12 protein-coding genes are annotated in these 17695 nt (G+C 64.5%); 8 read left to right on the top strand and 4 right to left on the bottom strand.

Features of this window, described 5'->3' with window-relative positions:
• Nucleotides 1-100: 100 nt before the first annotated feature.
• On the top strand, nt 101-1189 hold the full coding sequence (locus tag LJ737_RS08685; protein WP_227764720.1) for an acyltransferase family protein: 1089 nt from the start codon (nt 101-103) through the stop codon (nt 1187-1189).
• Here the strand turns inward: LJ737_RS08685 and mltG are convergent.
• Nucleotides 1179-2246, bottom strand: a complete 1068-nt coding sequence (mltG, locus tag LJ737_RS08690; protein WP_227764723.1) for an endolytic transglycosylase MltG — start codon at nt 2244-2246, stop codon at nt 1179-1181. The genes LJ737_RS08685 and mltG overlap by 11 nt on opposite strands.
• Before the next feature lie 130 nt (nt 2247-2376).
• On the opposite strand from mltG, the gene LJ737_RS08695 reads away from it, so the two are divergent.
• Complete coding sequence (locus LJ737_RS08695; protein ID WP_227764725.1) at nt 2377-2640, top strand: hypothetical protein; 264 nt, start codon at nt 2377-2379, stop codon at nt 2638-2640.
• A 6-nt stretch (nt 2641-2646) separates the two neighbouring features.
• Here LJ737_RS08695 and LJ737_RS08700 read toward each other — a convergent pair whose 3' ends face one another.
• Nucleotides 2647-4122 (bottom strand): helix-turn-helix domain-containing protein, encoded by a 1476-nt coding sequence (locus LJ737_RS08700; RefSeq protein ID WP_227764727.1) that lies wholly within the window; start codon nt 4120-4122, stop codon nt 2647-2649.
• A 205-nt stretch (nt 4123-4327) separates the two neighbouring features.
• Here LJ737_RS08700 and aceB point away from each other — a divergent pair, with 205 nt between their 5' ends.
• Together aceB and aceA are read left to right on the top strand one after the other, a co-directional pair.
• Complete coding sequence (aceB, locus tag LJ737_RS08705; RefSeq protein ID WP_227764729.1) at nt 4328-5956, top strand: malate synthase A; 1629 nt, start codon at nt 4328-4330, stop codon at nt 5954-5956.
• A gap of 212 nt (nt 5957-6168) precedes the next feature.
• The gene (gene aceA, locus LJ737_RS08710) at nt 6169-7464 is read left to right on the top strand and encodes an isocitrate lyase (RefSeq protein WP_227764731.1); all 1296 of its coding nucleotides are present in this window, start codon (nt 6169-6171) and stop codon (nt 7462-7464) included.
• 426 nt (nt 7465-7890) lie between these two features.
• On the opposite strand, the gene LJ737_RS08715 is transcribed toward aceA, so the two are convergent.
• Nucleotides 7891-9078 (bottom strand): ribonuclease D, encoded by a 1188-nt coding sequence (locus LJ737_RS08715; RefSeq protein WP_227764733.1) that lies wholly within the window; start codon nt 9076-9078, stop codon nt 7891-7893.
• Between the two features lie 392 nt (nt 9079-9470).
• On the opposite strand from LJ737_RS08715, the gene LJ737_RS08720 reads away from it, so the two are divergent.
• On the top strand, nt 9471-12470 hold the full coding sequence (locus tag LJ737_RS08720) for a SusC/RagA family TonB-linked outer membrane protein (protein WP_227764735.1): 3000 nt from the start codon (nt 9471-9473) through the stop codon (nt 12468-12470).
• Nucleotides 12471-12491: 21 nt separating this feature from the next.
• Nucleotides 12492-13919 carry a RagB/SusD family nutrient uptake outer membrane protein gene (locus LJ737_RS08725; RefSeq protein WP_227764737.1) on the top strand — a complete coding sequence of 476 codons (1428 nt, stop codon included), beginning with the start codon at nt 12492-12494 and terminating at the stop codon, nt 13917-13919.
• A 77-nt stretch (nt 13920-13996) separates the two neighbouring features.
• Here the strand turns inward: LJ737_RS08725 and LJ737_RS08730 are convergent, their stop codons facing one another.
• Nucleotides 13997-14467: a hypothetical protein gene (locus LJ737_RS08730; protein WP_227764739.1), complete on the bottom strand. Its 471-nt coding sequence runs from the start codon at nt 14465-14467 to the stop codon at nt 13997-13999.
• Nucleotides 14468-14609: 142 nt separating this feature from the next.
• Between LJ737_RS08730 and LJ737_RS08735 the strand changes: the two genes are divergently transcribed.
• Together LJ737_RS08735 and LJ737_RS08740 are read left to right on the top strand one after the other, a co-directional pair.
• Nucleotides 14610-14873, top strand: coding sequence for a hypothetical protein (locus LJ737_RS08735; protein WP_227764741.1), 264 nt, complete (start codon nt 14610-14612; stop codon nt 14871-14873).
• Nucleotides 14874-15071: 198 nt separating this feature from the next.
• Nucleotides 15072-17645, top strand: a complete 2574-nt coding sequence (locus tag LJ737_RS08740) for a M14 family metallopeptidase (RefSeq protein WP_227764744.1) — start codon at nt 15072-15074, stop codon at nt 17643-17645.
• Nucleotides 17646-17695: the final 50 nt, after the last annotated feature.

Below are 17695 nucleotides of genomic sequence, written 5' to 3' on the forward strand. Positions count from 1 at the left end.
TTGCGCTGTTCTCGCAAAACGCCCGGCGGTAGCTTGCCGCTTCGGGCCGGGGCCGGTTGGCGGCCGGACCGAGGTCCTTTTCCGGCACTCCGTCGCTCGTATGAAACCGCATTTTCCCATCCTCGACGGCCTGCGCGGCGTTGCCGCGGTGCTGGTCGTCGTCTTTCACTTGTTTGAGGCACACCAGCCCAGTTACGCCCTGCACCCCGTGCACCACGGCTACCTGGCCGTCGACTTCTTCTTCCTGCTCTCGGGCTTCGTGGTGGGCTACGCCTACGACGACCGGTGGGGCCGCATGCGCGTCGGTGAGTTTTTCACCATCCGGCTCGTGCGCTTGCACCCGCTCATTTTGCTGAGCGTGGTCATCGGCGCCCTCGGCTTCTGGTTCGACCCATTTATGCCCGCCGCCCAGCACGTGAGCTTCGCGAAGTTGCTCGGGGTGGCCCTGCTCACGCTCACCCTGCTGCCTTCCCCTGATTTGCGCGGCTGGGGCGAAACGCACTCCCTCAACGGCCCGCTCTGGTCGTTGCTGCAGGAGTACCTGGCCAATCTGTTCTACGCGCTGGTCGGACGCAAGCTGAATCGGCCCGCCCTCTGGGCCCTGGTGCTGCTCAGCGCGGCGGTGCTCACCGTGGCCGCCACCCGGCGCGGCGACGTGGCCACCGGCTGGAGCCACCAAACCTTCTGGTTTGCCGTGGTGCGCATGATGTACCCGTTTTTCGCCGGGCTGCTGCTGTTTCGCTCCGGCCGGCTCATCCGCATTCCGGGCGCGTTTCCCCTCAGCGCCTCGTTGCTGACGGGGCTCTTCTGCCTGCCGTATTTCCCCAACAACGGCCTTTACGAAGCAGCCTGCATCATCTTAGCCTTTCCGCTAATTGTGGCCATGGGAGCGGGCGGGCGGGTAAGCGGCGCCGGGGCCCGGGTGTGCCGCGTGCTGGCCGATTTATCGTATCCGCTATACATCACGCACTACCCGCTGATTTACCTCTACATCGGCTGGGTAGCCACGACCAAGCCCACGCCGTTGCAGGCCCTGCCCGTGGCCGCCGCCCTGTTGGCCGTGGCTCTGTTGCTGGCCTACGCCGCCCTCAAGCTCTACGACGAGCCCGTGCGCGCTTGGCTGAAGCGCAAAATGCGCCAAGGCACGGCGGCGCCGGTGCGCCCGGTCGTCGAATCCGTTACCGCTTGATGTTTAGGCTGTCGAGCCAGTGCTGGTAGCGCCGGGCGTTCTGCTTGTGCTCGGCGAAAGTGGCGGCGAAATCGGAGTAGCCGCTGCCGCCGGCCCGGGCGCAGAAAAACAGGTAATCGTGCGCCGCAGGCTTGAGCACCGCGTCCAGGCTCTGGCGGTTGGCCGAGGTGATGGGCCCGGGCGGCAGGCCCTTGTGCTTGTAGGTGTTGTAGGGCGAGTCGACGAGCTTGTCCTTGTTAAGCACCCGCCGCACCCCGAAGTTGCCAATGGCCCAGAGCAGGGTGGGGTCGGCCTGCAGCTTCATGCCGCGGCGCAAGCGGTTCAGGTACACCCCCGCAATCAGCGGCTTGTCTTCTTTCTTGGCCGTTTCGCGCTGCACGATGCTGGCCAGCACGTGCACCTCGGTCGGGCTGAGGCGCAGCGAATCGGCCCGGCGGCGGCGCTCCGCCGTCCAGAACCGCCGGTGCTGGGCGGCCATGCTATCGGCGAACTGCCGGGCGGAGGTGTTCCACAGCAGCCGGTAACGACCAGGAATGAACAGCGTCAGTACGGCCGTCGTGTCGGTCTGGTAGCGCTGGCGCAGGTAATCGGGCCAGTTCAGCAGGCGGCGCAAGGAAGTCGAGTCGGCCTCCAGCTGCCGCTGCATCTGCCGGGCCAGCTGGGGCTTGTACTTGAAGGCGTCGAGCACGAACTCCACCGTGTCCTGCTCGCCGCGCATCAGCCGGTCGAGCAGCGCGTCGTTGCCCAGGTTAAAATCGAGGCGGTAGCGGCCGGGGCGCACTTGCTGCGGATAGCCGCGCCGCTCGGCCAGCCAGCGGAAAGACCCAGGCTCCAGCAGCAGCTCGTGCCGCTGCAGCGAATCGAGCACGTCCTGGTAGCGCCCACCGGTGCGAATAAACAGGTAAGCCGGGCCGTAGGGCGACTCTGCTACATTGGGCTTCCACAGCACCCGCCACGCCGCGTACAGCCCGATTCCACCCAGTACAAGCACGGTCAGCAGGACAACGAGAAGAATGCGCGGCCAGCGGCTACGCGAAGCAGGAGGGGAGACGGACAAGGCAGCTACGCGGGTGGTGGAGCTACGAAGATACGGCGCAATGACGCTGCCCTGCTGCTAACGAGCCGCTGCGGACGCCGCGCTTGCCAAGCGGCTTGTCAACAGTTGGGGCAACTATTGTTTCCGAGTCGTGGCCGCTGATTCCCGCAACGTAGGGCTGATTGCGCTGCGGCGTCTCGGCAGCCATACGCCCACGCACTACTTCATAAATGGTCGGCACAAGCTCACGCTGCTGCCGTTTCCGACGCCGCTTCCGCTTTATTTCTCCGCTTCCCCTACGGCTGCCGAACGGCAAGCGCAACGCGCAGTGCTGGAACGCGCCCTGGCGCGGTACGCAAACGAATTGCCGGACACGCTCAAACAGCGCATTCGACAATCATTTCCGTTTCAATAACCCTAGCTACTGTCCCTGAATCAGCTGCTGCACGGCCGCGGCCAGCTCCTGCCGCCGGGCCAGCCGCTCGATGACTACCGGCGGCGCGGCGCGCACTTCGCAGTCGGGAATGGAGCACCGCTCGCAGGTTTCATTCACCCAGCGCACCGGGATACTCTCGTCGTCCAAGAACTTCACTTTCTGCCGTAGGTTGTCGTCGACGGGCAGGCCCACCGTCACGCTGCTGCCGTGTCCGTTGGCATCGAAGCGGGCCACGGTAAGGCAGAGGTACTCGTCGGGCGTTTGCCAGTAGCGGGAGCGTTGAGCGGCTACGCGCAGGCCGGGGCTGCCCGCCAGCCGAGCCTGCTCCAGCAGCCAGAGGCTCACCCAGCGGCGGCAATAGTGCTCCTGTAGCTCGTTGGCGTGCGGGTTGTGCAGGCGCGAGAGGTGCAACTCCTTGGTCAGCTGAAAGGCGCCGCTGGCGTCTTGGTCGAAGCGCAGGAAAAACAGGCTGCCGATGCCGAAGTGCCGGGCCAGCAGGTTGGTTACGCGCTGCAAGAGCATTTCGGGCGTCACCTCGTAGCGCGTGAGCAAGCCCAGCAGCAGGGCCGCGTTCCAGCGCGGGTACGAGAAAAATGCCTGCAAATCGGCCACCAGCTGGCTTTCCTCCATCAACAGGGCCACCGCGAAGTAGGAAGCCCGGAAATGATTCAGCACCTGCTCAAACGAGCCCGGCGTAACGGCCGGCACGTTGGTGTAGGGCCGGTCCTTCAGCCCGAGGTAGTTGAAAGCCACCTCGCGCCCCAAAATAAAAGCCTCCTGCGCCCGCGTGAGGCCCGGCCGCAGCAGCAGGCGCCGGGCCGCGGGCTGCAGCACCGAGCGCAGCCCAGCCAGTTCAGGCCGCGTGCCTAGTTCGTGCCGGTCGATGAGGTAATGGTACTCGGTGCCGAGCAGGTCCTCGAGCTGGTGCAAATCGAAGGGCGCGTCGGTATGCAGGCGGAAGCGGGCCACGCAGCTGCGCACCGCGTCTTCCAGGTCGTCGAAATAGTTGTCGTGCATCTCCTGGTAGGAGCGCAGCGCGGCCAGGTAAAAGTGCTCCTGGCGCATCTCGTAGTTGCGGGCCAGTTCCCAGAGCGTGCTGATAAAGGCCATGACCCGGGTGGGTGCGTCCGAAATCAGCTCCACAAGCCGGGCCGGGTCGAGGCCGAACAGCTCCAGCGGAAACTCCCGCAGCACATCCGATTGCAGCAGTTCCGAAATCGGGGCCAGCCGCTTGCCCAGGTTCAGCGAAATCAGCTCGTCGTAGCTCACGCCCAGCACCCGCGCAAACACCAGAATCTTGTCGGCCTTGGGGTACTTCTTGCCCTTCTCAATCTCATTCAGGTAGGAACCCGATACGTCCGCGGCCTGCGCCAAAGCGCCGGGCGTGAGGCCGCGCTCTTGCCGCAGCTGCCGCAGCTTCAGGCCGAAAATCAGGCGCACAACCTGAGCGTGAGTGAGCATACCGGAAATGAAGAGAGGAAGAAGATGGGAGAAAAACGGCCATGTACGGGCCGAGAACAAAGAAAAGCATAATCAGCCAGCGGTTGTGAAATTCCATCAAACAGCTAATAATTTAAATTTAGCGAAAATTCGCTTGTTTAAAATTATTCGCTGATGTATGTTTGGTCCACATTCCGATTTCCGCTTCACCAACTCCAAAACACCAATGGAAACCATTGACCAACCGCAGCTTAACACCAAAACGGGCTACCGCTGCCCCGAACGCGTGAAGGTGCTCGGGCCCTATACCGAGGCGTACGCCGACATCCTCACGCCCTCGGCGCTGTCTTTTATAGCGGAACTGCACCGGCACTTCGAGGCGCAGCGCCAAGCCTTGTTGCAGCGGCGCCAGCAGCGCCGGGCTGATTTCGCCGCCGGCCGCTTACCCGATTTTCTACCCGAAACGGCTCAGCTGCGCGAGTCGGAGTGGCAGGTGGCGCCCGTGCCCGCCGACCTGCAGGACCGGCGCGTGGAAATCACCGGCCCGACCGAGCGAAAAATGGTCATCAATGCCCTGAACTCCGGGGCGCAGACGTTTATGGCCGATTGCGAGGATTCCTTGGCCCCGACCTGGGACAACGTGGTGCAAGGCCAGCTCAACCTGCGCGACGCCGTGCGCGGCAGCATTTCGCTGGACACGCCGCAGAAAACCTACCGCCTCACCGAGCGCCCCGCCACGCTGCTGGTGCGCCCCCGCGGCTGGCACCTCAATGAAAAGCACCTGCTCGTGGACGGCGAGGAAGTCAGCGGGGCGCTGGTTGATTTCGGGCTGTACTTCTTCCACAACGCCCACGAGCTGCTGGCCCGCGGCACCGGCCCTTATTTCTACCTGCCCAAGCTGGAAAGCCACCAGGAAGCTCGGCTGTGGAACGAGGTGTTTGAGCTGGCGCAGTGGGCGCTGAAGATTCCCAAAGGCACCATCAAAGCCACGGTGCTCATCGAGACGCTGCCGGCCGTCTTCGAAACCCACGAAATCCTCTGGGAACTGCGCCAGCACTCGGCCGGGCTCAACTGCGGCCGCTGGGACTACATCTTTTCCTACATCAAAACCCTGGGCGCCCGCCCCGAATACCGCCTGCCCGACCGCAGCCAAGTTACCATGACTGTGCTCAACATGGCCGCCTACGTGCGCCTGGTCATCGACTGCTGCCACCGCCGCGGGGTGCACGCCATGGGCGGCATGGCCGCGCAAATTCCCATCCGCGACAACCCGGCCGCCAACGCCATTGCCCTCGACAAAGTCCGCCTCGACAAGCTGCGCGAGGCCCAGCTCGGCCACGACGGCACTTGGGTGGCCCACCCTGCGCTGGTGCCCATTGCCCGCGAGGTATTCGACGAGTTGATGCCCGCGCCCAACCAGATCAGTAAGCCGCGCCGCCCTGAGCCGCTGCCTACCGCCGCTGAATTGCTGCAGGCACCCGCCGGCGCCATCACCGAAGCCGGATTGCGCCAGAATATTGACGTGGCGCTGCGCTACCTCGGCGCCTGGCTAGGCGGTAACGGCTGCGTGCCGCTCTACCACTTAATGGAAGATGCGGCCACCGCCGAAATTTCTCGGGTGCAGCTCTGGCAGTGGCTGCACACTCCGGGCACCCAGCTGGCCGACGGCCGCCCCGTAGTGCCGGAGCTGTACCGCGCGCTGCTGGAAGAAGTGGTGGCCAAGCTGCGGCGCGAAGTAGGGGAGGAGCACTACACCGACTTGTACCGCCCCGCCCTGCAGCTGCTCGATCAGCTCGTGCTGACCGACGAATGCGCCGATTTCCTCACGCTGCCGGCCTACGAGCTGCTGCCCTAAAGTCAGCCCTTGGCGCGCGCGAAGCTCTGCTAGGTGAGTCGTCGCTGCCGTTGTGACGATGGTCGTTCGACCGTATCCGGGCAACGATGCGCGCAACTCGGCTTCGCGCTATTCCCCGCATTTCTGAATTCCGCTCCGATGCTCAGAAAAAGCCTCGGTAGCCACGCCTTTGCCCAATCTGTCCCTTTTCCACAACCCAAACACCAACTACCATGACCCGCACCGAACGTACCGCCGCCCTGGCCCACGACTGGCAAACCAACCCGCGCTGGGCCGGCATTCAGCGCCCCTACTCGCCCGAGGACGTAGTGAAGCTGCAGGGCTCCGTGCAAATCGAATACTCGCTGGCCCGGCAGGGCGCCGAGCGACTCTGGCAGCTGCTGCACACCGAGGAGTACGTAGCGGGCCTCGGCGCCCTCACCGGCAACCAAGCCGTGCAAGAGGTGCAGGCGGGCTTGCAAGCCATTTACCTTTCGGGCTGGCAGGTAGCGGCCGATGCCAACGGGGCCGGGCAGATGTACCCCGACCAGAGCCTGTACCCCGCCGACTCGGTGCCCGCCGTGGTGCGCCGCATCAACAACGCCCTGCTGCGCGCCGACCAGATTCAGCACCTCGAAGCCAAGGACGGCGAAGCCCGCGTGCACTGGCTGGCGCCCATCGTGGCCGATGCGGAAGCCGGCTTCGGCGGCAACCTCAACGCCTTCGAGTTGATGAAAATGATGATTGAGGCCGGGGCCGCCGGCGTGCACTTCGAAGACCAGCTGTCCTCGGCCAAAAAGTGCGGGCACCTGGGCGGCAAGGTGCTCGTGCCCACCCAGGAGGCCGTGCAGAAGCTGGTGGCCGCCCGCCTTGCTGCCGACGTGCTGGGCGTGCCCACGCTGCTGGTGGCCCGTACCGACGCCGACGCGGCCGACCTGCTGACCGCCGACGTGGACCCGCGCGACCAGCCCTTCGTGCTGCAAGAGGCTGAGCGCACGCCCGAAGGCTTCTACCGCGTGCGCTGCGGGGTAGAGGCCTGCATTGCCCGCGGCTTGGCCTACGCCCCCTTTGCCGACCTGCTGTGGATGGAAACGTCGCACCCCGACCTGGAGCAGGCCCGGCAGTTTGCCGCCGCCATTCACGCGCAGTTTCCCGGCAAACTGCTGGCGTACAATTGCTCCCCGTCGTTCAACTGGGCCGCCAAGCTCAGCGTGACGCAGATGGAAACCTTTCGGGAGGAATTGGCTGCCCTGGGCTACAAGTTTCAGTTTATCACCCTGGCCGGCTTCCACGCCCTCAACACCAGCATGTTCGAGCTGGCCCGGGCCTACCGCGACCGGGGCATGGCCGGCTACTCCGAGCTGCAGCAGCGCGAGTTTGCCCTGCAAGCGCACGGCTTCCGGGCCGTCAAGCACCAGAGCTTTGTGGGCACCGGCTACTTCGATGCTGTGCAGCACGTGGTAACGGCCGGCCAAGCCAGCACCGCCGCCTTAGTCGGCTCGACGGAAGAAGCGCAGTTTCGGCACTAAGCAGGCAAGCTGGGGTGCCGGAAAATTGATGACTCCTCCCGTCGTCATTGCGAGGCGCAGCCGAAACAATCTTTCCTCCGGTAGCAGAAGCGGCAACGTTCGCACCAACTGAAAACGGCACCGCCCGAAACCAGTGTCGCTGGTTTCGGGCGGTGTTTTTTGGCTTGTGCCAGTGGCAACGTCGTGCTGCTAGAAGAAGGATTGCCGCGCTTCGCTCGCAATGACTACGGAGTAAGCCGGCGCGCACTAGGGTCTGTGGACAGTAAGCAAAAAGAACGTCATGCTGAGCTTGCCGAAGCATCTCTACCGCTTCGTTGTCCGGTAGAGATGCTTTGCGGGGCTCAGCATGACGTTCTAAAAAGCATTAGAGTGCCCTTTTGAGTTACTGTCCACACACCCTAGCGCAGCAGAAGTTCGCTATCGACCTTACCGCTGCGTGGCCCAGGGAAAGGGCTGGGCGATAAAGCCGTAATCGAGGCCGCGGTTGTGCGTCACGTCGCGCAGGATTTGCTGCTGCCAGGGGCGCAAGGCGGCATCCGCGCCCACCTCGATGATGTCGGCAATGAGGCGGTTGGAGAGGACCAGATTGGCCACGTAGCTATTCAGGTCCTGCGACACGGCCGTTTTCAGGTTCATCAAAAACTGCTCGCGGGCATCGGCCTGGGCGGCTTTGTCGCCGTTGAGGCGGCGGCGGAAGGGGAAGCGCCGGGCCTCGGCGGGCATGGGCGGCTCGGGCACCGGCACGAAGTTGTCGGGCGAAAACGTGAGCAGCTGGTCGAAGAACGGCGGGCGCTTCAGTTCGGGGTGCAGGCCGCGGGCGGCTTTCCAGTCGCTGGCGCTGCGCGGGGTGTCGCGCACCAGCTCCGAGAGCCGGTCGTTGCTGAACACCATGTAGGGCGGGCGGTCCAGCTCCTGGGCCACTTTGTCGCGCAGCAGGTACAAGTCGCGGAACAGGGGCAGCTCCTGGGGCATGATGCGGTACTTGCTGGCCATGCGCAGGTAGGGCCGCTCGTCGCGGGTGTAGCGCACGTCTTCCAGGGCCAGGTTTTCCTCGGCGGCCCAGTGCAGGCGGCCCAGCGCGTCGAGCTTGGCCAGCAGGCGGTCGGCCAGCTCCAGCAGGTAGAGCACGTCGTTGGCGGCGTAGATTTTCTGCGCCTCGGTCAGCGGCCGCTTCAGCCAGTTGGATTTCTGCTCGCCCTTGTCGACTTCGATGCCCAGCTCGCTCTGGATAAGGCGGCCCAGCGAAATGTTGTTGTCCGATTCGGCCAGCAAAGTGTGCAGCACACTCGTATCGGTGATGCGGCGCACGCGCACGTTGTACAGCTCGTCGAGCAGCAAAATGTCGGATTTGCAGCTGTGAAACACCTTTTCCACGGCCGTGTCGCCAAACACTGCCCAGAGCGGTGCCAACTCTTCGCCGGGGTTGGTGAGCGGGACCGGGTCGAGCAGAAACACGGTCTGCCCGTCGTAAATCTGAATCAGCGCCAGGTTGCGCCCGTAATGGTGGCGCATATCGTCGAACTCCAGGTCGACGGCCAGGCGGGGTTGGGTATGCAGCCAGGCCGCAGCGTCCTGAATGGCCGCGGGCGTGGTGAGGTATTGAATTTCAGCCATTAAAGCGAATGTTGGCCACGCAGGCGCGGAGCGGCCAAATGCCGAAGTCCGGCGCCCGGATTGGGTAAAGGTAGGCAGGAGCGCGGGCCAATTCCAACGGCCCGGCGAAACGAAACGGGCCCGACGCGCGCGGGCGCTGCACGTACCGCCTTGCCCCGGTGCGACGAGGGATTTGAAAAAAAACTTAGCCGTTGGACTTTGTAAAGAATCAAGGTCGTAGGTATGAGCTAACCGCAAGAAAACTTGCGTGATAGTCGAAACACCACAACGTTTGTTATAGTACTGCTAAGTTGGTGTGAAATGGCTGCAAACGTTGCCAGTTCGGCAACAAGTATGCATGCCGATTTCCAGGTTTTAAATTAGCAACTCACTCACCTACCTAACAGCCACCAATGAAAAAGAACTTACTGCTTTCCCTGGCCCTTGCGGCGCCGGTGGCGGTGGTAGCCCAGACGCGCCCTGTGAGCGGTCGGGTTACGGCCGTAGCGGACGGCACCGGGCTCCCGGGCGTGACGGTGCTCGAACGCGGCACCAACAACGGCGCTAGCACCGATGCCGAGGGCAATTTCCGCCTCACCGTGCAGCCGGGTGCCACGCTGGTATTCAGCAGCATCGGCTTTGCTACCCAGCAGGTTGCCGTGGGCGACCAAAGCACGCTGAACATCAAGCTGCAGGCCGACCAGACCCTGCTGAACGAAACGGTCATCGTGGGCTACGGCACCCAAGCCAAAGCCGACCTGACCGGCTCCGTTACGCAGATCAGCACCAAAGAGGTGGAAAACGTGCCGGTGCAGAGCTTCGAGCAGGCCATTCAGGGCCGTACGCCGGGCGTCAACATCAGCCAGACCTCGGGCAAGCTGGGTGCCGGCCTGCAGATCCGGGTGCGCGGCTCTTCGTCGGTGACGGCCTCCAACCAGCCGCTGTACGTGATTGACGGCATTCCCGTGACCTCGCAGGACGCCAGCTCCGACACCGAGCCGCTGAACCCGCTGGCCGACCTGAACCCGAACGACATCGAGAGCATCAGCATCCTGAAAGATGCCTCGGCTTCGGCCATCTACGGGTCACGCGCCTCCAACGGCGTGATTCTGGTGACGACCAAGAAGGGCCGGCAGGGCCTGACCAAGGTGAACGTGGGCTACTACGTGGGCACGAGCACGGCCACCAAGAAGCGCAAGTTTCTGAACGCCGACCAGTACAAAGAGCTGTTCGGCGAAGCCTTCAACAACTCGGGCTACATCGGCCCCGACCCCGACACGCAGTACCCCACGCTGGCCGACGCGTTTGCCACCGAGGCCGGCATCGACTACAACTCGCCCTACAACAGCGACTGGGTGGGCGCCGGCCTGCGCCGCGGCCACATCTCGCAGTACGACTTCAACGTGAGCGGGGGCGACGCCAAAACGCGCTTCTACCTCTCGGCCAACTACAACGACCAGAAGGGCATCATCCTCGGCAACCGCTACCGCCGCGGCTCGGCTCGCCTGAACCTGGACCACAGCATCCGCGACAACGTGAAAGTGGGGCTGAACTTCTCGCTGACGCGCTCCGTCAACGACCGGGTATCGGAAGACAACGCGTTTTCGAACCCGATTCAGCTGAACGCGCTGCCCCCGCTGCAGGCCATTCGCACCGAGGACGGCAAGCTGAACCAGGCCACGCTGTACTACAACAACCTGCTGGACCAGGAAAACGGCCGCAACCGCGCCGGCAACTACCGTTCCTTTAGCACGGCCTTCCTCAGCTACGAGCCCGTCAAGGGCCTGACGCTGCGCACCGAGGCCGGCGCCGACTTCCTGAACCTGAACGAGGACCTGTACCGCGCGGCCGGCACCCAAGACGGCGGCAACACCGGCTACGGCTACTCCAACCAGGTGCAGGTGGTGAACTACACCACCAACAACACGGTGACCTACAACCGCACCGTGGCCGACAACCATAACTTCGACGCGCTGCTGGGCTTCTCGTTCCAACGCTCGGCCACGCAGCAGACCTCGGCCGAAGGGCGCGGCTTCCCGAACCCGGAGTTTACCAAAATCAACAGCGCGGCGGTGAAAACGGCCGGCAGCGGCTCTTCGCTGAGCGAATTCTCGTTCATCTCCTTCTTCGGCCGCCTCAACTACGCCTTCAAGAACAAGTACCTCGTGTCGGGCAGCGTGCGCCGCGACGGGTCCTCGCGCTTCGGCAGCGACAACCGCTACGGCACCTTCGGGGCCGGTTCGCTGGGCTGGGTGGTATCGGAAGAAGGCTTCCTGCAGGACAACAAGGTGCTGAACTTCCTGAAGCTGCGCGCCTCGTACGGGGTGACGGGTAACGCCGAAATCGGCAACTACTCCTCGCGTAGCCTCTACTCGGCCATCTTCTACGCCGACCAAGCCGGCGTGACGCCCAACACCAGCCTGGGCAACCCCAGCCTGACCTGGGAAACGACCACCCAAACCGACTTGGGCGTGGAATTTGGCTTCCTCAACAACCGCATCAACGGCGAGGTGGACGTGTACCAGAAAAACACCAAGGACCTGCTGCTGAACCGCCAACTGCCCTACACCGGCGGCTACAGCGTCATCACTGAAAACGTCGGCTCGCTGCGCAACCGCGGCCTGGAAATTTCGCTCAACGGCCTCGTCGTCGACAAAGCCGTGAAGTGGAACGTGGGCGGCAACATCTCCTTCAACCGCAACGAGATTACCGACCTGGTGGAGCCCATCATTGCCGGCGGCAATACCCTGGCGCAGGTGCGCGAAGGGGAGCCCATCGGCGTGTTCTGGGGCCGTAAGTACGCCGGCGTCGACCCGGCCAACGGCGACGCGCTCTACTACACCGCCGACGGCGGCACCACCAACCTGCCCTCGCAGGCCGTGCAGCAGAAGGTGGGCAACCCCAACCCCAAGTACACCGGCGGTGTGAACACCTCCGTGTCGTGGAAAGGCCTGGACTTTACGGCCCTGGGCCAGTTCGTCTACGGCAACGACATCTACAACACGGCCGGTGTGTACCAGTCGGTGAACGGGGACTACTTCGACAATCAGACAGTGGACCAGCTCCAGCGCTGGCAGAAGCCGGGCGACATCACCAGCGTTCCGCAGGCCCGCCTCTACGGGGCCAACGGCACGGCGGTATCGTCGCGCTGGGTGACGGGCGGCTCGTTCTTCCGCGGCAAGACCTTCACGCTGGGCTACACCGTGCCGGCCGAGCTGAGCAAGAAAGGCTACCTGAGCTCGGCGCGCATCTACGTGTCGGCCCAGAACCTGTTTACCATCACCAACTACGACGGCTACGACCCGGAAGTCAACACGGCCACGTTTGGCGGCGCCAACTACGTGCTCGGCCACGACTTCTACACGCCCCCGCTGAGCAAAACCTTCATCATCGGCGTGAACCTGGGTCTGTAATTTTTTGTCGCCTCAACTGATATGAAAACGATATTTTTCCGCTCCGCCGTGGCCCTCTCGCTGGGCCTCACGCTGGGCCTGACTGCCTGCGAAAAGCAACTTGATCTGGACCCGCGGCAGTCGGTCGATGCCGCCACGGCGCTTGACTCCGAAGCCAAGGTGGGCAGCGCCGTCGTGGGCCTCTACGCCAAGCTCGACGACCCCTCGCTCTACGGCACCCAATTGCTGCTGATTCCGGAAATTCTGGGCGGCAACGGCTACCTCTCGTGGCAGGGCTCCTTCACCACTTACCGCGACCTGCTCAACCGCACCACCAACTCGCTCAACGGCCTGGCCGAAAGCACCTGGCGCTTGGCCTACCAGAATATCAACCAGGCCAATTTGGTGATTGATGCGCTGCCCGTGGTGGCTACGCCCGACCTGAAGGCCCAGTACGAAGGCGAAGCCCGCTTTATCCGGGCGGATATGCTCTTTGAGCTGGTACGCCTCTACGCCCAGCAGTACAACTCGGCCACGGCCGGCACCGAGCTGGGCGTGCCCCTGCCGCTGGCTGCCAACCGCACCCTGACCCAGGCCGACACCGACCTGCCCCGCGCTACCGTGGCGGCCGTGTACGCCCAGGTCATCACCGACCTGGAGGCGGCCATCCGCCTGCTGCCCGAGGACAACGGCACCCGCGCCTCCAAGTACACCGCCGAAGCACTGCTGGCGCGCGTGTACCTGCAGCAAAACCGCTACGCCTTGGCCGCCGCGCAGGCCGAAGACGTCATCAACAACAGCAACAAGGCCCTCTCGCCGACGCTGGTGGCGGTGTTCCGCAACCGCAACTCCTCGGAGTCGCTGTTTGAGATTCAGCAGAACGACCAGAACAACGCCGGCACCGCCAACAACGGCTTGGCCACGCTCTACGCCAACATCGGCCAGCTGGGCCGCGGCGACATCCGCGTGCTCGGGGGCCTCGTGAACCAGTACGAAGACAGCGACGCCCGCGGCACCGACTCGCTCACGTTCAACTTCACCCGCAAGCTTATTTACGTGGGCGACGGACCGACGCGCGGCAGCAACCAGCTGCGCTCGGGCAAGTGGACGGCCTACGGGCAGAACATCCCGGTGATTCGCCTCGCCGAGATGTACCTGATCCGGGCCGAAGGCCGTCTGGCCGCCGGCAACACTACCGGCGCCCTCGACGACGTGAACACCGTGCGCGAGCGGTCGGGCGCGTCCGAGCTAACGACGATTTCCCGCGAAGACATCTGGCGGGAGCGGCAGCTGGAGCTGGCGTTTGAGGGCTTCCGCCTGCACGACATCAAGCGCACCGGGCAGCCGCTGGAGTACGCCGGCGCGGGCGGTACCGTGACGGTGCCCAGCAACAGCCCGCGGCTGGTGCTGCCCATTCCGCAGCGGGAGCTCAACGTGAACCCCGCCCTCACGCAAAATACCTCGTACTAAAACCAAACGTAGCTGAACAGCAAAAAGCCGCTCCGGAAGTTCCGGAGCGGCTTTTTTTGTGCTGAACGAACCGCGCGCTAGTCTTCGTCTTCTTCGTGCGGGGCGTCGAAGTCCAGGTCGTCGACCAGCTCGGAGGCTTCCTGAATGACGGCGTCCATGGCCGGCATGGTGTCCGCGTCGAGGGTGCGCTCGAAGAGATGCAGCAACTGCTCGCCTTCCTCGTTGACGTACAAATCGGTGTAGAGCCGCTCGAAATGCTTGGCGTCCTTGGTAATAACGGCGTCAATCTGCTCGATGCTGTTGGCCGTGAGGGCGCGGTGCAGCACCTGCTGCACCTGCCGGCTTTCGTCATGGTCGCCGAGGTCGGCCAGGGCTTTCATCAGGCTCATGGCCACCAGCAGGCGCACGCGCTCGAAGCGGAAGCCCTGCTCGCGGGCCGGGGCGCGCTGCAAGTCCTGGTAGGCCTGAAAATCGGCCGAAGGAAGGAGGGCAGGCGCATCTTGGCGAAAAGCGGCGTGCAGCAGCTGCTGAAACAGGGTAGCGGACATCGGCAGGAGAAGGCAGAAGAAGATGCAAAGGAACGCAAATGCCGGCAGCCCGGGGGCATCGGCCGCGCGGGTTTTGCCGTACGTCTGAGCCCGGCGCCGCGCGGGTGCCGGGTCTGATTGTCCACTTTACGGTTGTTTCTCGATGACGCACAAGTCCAAATGGTTGTTGTTTGCCCCGAGCGGGCTGGTCGTAATTGGGTTCGGCACCTGCTTGGTGCAGTGGGCCTCCGAGATGAAGCGCAACGGCGAACCGACGATGCAGTGGGTGGCCGCTGGCACCTTGGCGCTGGGCGTGTTCAACGCCGGCCTGAGCTTGTTTGGCCGCGGCGTGGCCGAGAGCGTGCTGTATCAGATTCGGGAAAAACCCGCCGAAAACCCGCCCGCCCCGACTTCGCCGGCGAAGTAAGTCGCGGATAGCCGAGCCGGCCGTCACGGCTTGGCTTTGGTGCGGCTGGCTCGGCTACGGCGGCAGCAACTCGCCGCCGGCTCAGGCCCGGGCAGGTGCAACGGGCAGTACGCGTCGGGTGTGCGCGGCGAAGCTGCCCGCTGTTGTACTTTCGCTGGCCTTCCCCACTTTCCCACTCATTTCGCGCCCGGTCTTTTCATGATCCGACCTTTTCTGCGCCAGTTGCAAGCCGTAGCCGTCGGTTTGCTGCTCTCCGTTCCCAGCCTAGGCCAGTCAACGGCAGCGCCGCAGACGCCCGCGCAGTTTCTGGGCTACGCGCTCGGCAGCCGCTTCACCTACCACGCCGATGTGCTGCGCTACGCCGACTACCTAGCCCGGCTCTACCCCGAGCGGCTGCGCGTGCAGCCCTACGGCAAAACCTACGAGGGCCGGCCGCTGGAAGTCGTGCAAGTAGCTTCGGCCCGCAACTTGGGCCGCCTCGACGACATCCGCCGCAGCAATCTGCGCCGCACCGGCCTCGAAACTGGCCAGCCCGACGCCGACCAGCCCGCCGTGGTCTGGCTTAGCTACAACGTGCACGGTAACGAGGCCGTGTCGTCGGAAGCGGTGCTGCAGGTGCTCTACGACTTCGCCAACCCGCAGAACGCCGACGCGCAGGCCCTGTTGGAGAAGGTGGTGCTGCTCATCGACCCTTGCGTGAACCCGGACGGCCGCGAGCGGTACGTGCAGTGGTACGGCCGCGTGGCCGCCGCGCCCACCAACGCCGCCCCGCTGAGCTGGGAGCACCGTGAGCCGTGGCCCGGCGGCCGCTACAATCACTACCTCTTCGACCTGAACCGCGACTGGGCCTGGCAGACGCAGCGGGAAAGCCAGCAGCGCATTGCCCTCTACAACCAGTGGCTGCCGCAGGTGCACGCCGATTTCCACGAGATGAGCCCGGATGCGCCGTACTACTTCTCGCCCGCGGCCAAGCCCTTCCACGAGGACATCACGGCCTACCAGCGCAAGTTTCAGAACCGCATCGGCGACTACAACCGGCAAACCTTCGACAAGAACGGCTGGCTGTACTTCACCCGCGAAACCTACGACCTCTTCGCGCCCAGCTACGGCGACACCTGGCCGTCCTTCAACGGGGCCATCGGCATGACTTACGAGCAGGGCGGCTCGGGCCGGGCCGGCGTGCGCTACGTCAAATCGGACGGCGACACGCTCACGCTCGCCCAGCGCATTGCCCACCACCACGCCGCCAGCTGGGCCACCATCCGCGCCGCCGCCGACCACCAGCCCGAGCTGCTGAAGGAATTCGGCCAGTACTACGCCGATGCCCGCCAGAAGCCGCGCGGGCAGTACAAAAGCTTCGTGGTGAGCGGCCCGGCCGAGCGGCTGGCGCCCCTGGAAGAGTACTTGCGCCAGCAGCAAATTGAGTTCGGCCACCTGGGGCAGAAGCAAAAAACCAACGCCTACAACTACACCACCGGCCGGCGCGAAGCCGTGACCCTGCAGCCGCAGGACGTGGTGGTGAGTATGTACCAGCCCAAATCGACGTTGGTGAAAGTGCTGTTCGAGCCGCAGTCGGCCCTGGAAGACTCCCTGACCTACGACATCACCGCGTGGTCGTTGCCCTACGCCTACGGCCTGCAGGGCTACGCACTGACGGGTAAGTTGTCGGGAAAAGAGGGGGCAGCCGGCAGCAAGCCGCAAGCCAAAGCGGCTGGGCTGGCAACTGACAACGCACAACCCGCCGCCAACACGCCCTACGCCTACATTGCCCGCTGGAACTCCCTACGCGACGCCCGCCTGCTGGCGGCGCTGCTGCAGCGGCAGATTCGGGTGCGGGTGGCCTACCAGCCCTTTGAAGCCGGCGGGCGCAAGTTTCAGCCCGGCGCGCTCATCGTTACCCGCGGCAACAACGAGGGCCTGGCCCGCCGCTTCGACGCGGTGGTGCGCCAGCTGGCCGATTCGGTGGGCGCCGAGCTAACGGCGGTGCAGACCGGCTTCGCCACCACCGGCTCCGACTTGGGCTCCAGCAACGTGCACAGCGTGGGCCGGCCCAGCGTGGCGGTGCTGGCCGGCGCCGGCGTCGACCCGTCGGCTTTTGGCGAGGTCTGGCACTTCTTCGAGCAGCAGCTGGGCTACCCCGTCACCGTGCTCGGCACCGATTACTTCGCCTCCGTGCCGCTGACCAAGTTCGACGTGCTCATCCTGCCCGACGGCAACTACGCCGACGCCCTGCCCGAGCGACAATTGGAGAACCTCAAGACCTGGGTGCGCGCCGGCGGCCGCCTCATTGCCCTGGAAGGCGCCATGGGCTACCTGGCCGGCAAGAAGGACTTCGCCCTGAAGGCCAAAGCGCCCGATACCACCCGCACCCGCAAGCCCGACCCGACCCGGCAGCTGCGCCGCTACGCCGCCGCCGAACGGGAGTCGCTGCAGGAGCTGGTGCAGGGCAGCGTGTACCCGGTGCAGCTCGACAACACCCACCCCCTGGCCTTCGGCTATGGCGAGACGTACTACGCCCTGGTGCGCAGCCCACTGAATTACCAGTACCTCGGCGAAGGCAGCTGGAACGTGGGCGTATTACGCAAGGGGCAAGCTGCGGCGGGCTTTACCGGCAGCCAGGCCCGCCGCAAACTCTCCGATACCGTGGTACTGGGCGTGCAGGAAATGGGCCGCGGCCAAGTCGTGTACCTCGGCGACAACCCGCTGTTCCGGGGCTTCTGGCACGCAGGCAAGCTCTTGTTCAGCAACGCGGTGTTCTTCGTGGGCCAGTAAATTGGCGAAAAGACCAACAAAAAGCCCCGCCAGATTGCTCCGGCGGGGCT

Source organism: Hymenobacter sp. 15J16-1T3B, assembly GCF_020711235.1.
GTDB lineage: Bacteria > Bacteroidota > Bacteroidia > Cytophagales > Hymenobacteraceae > Solirubrum.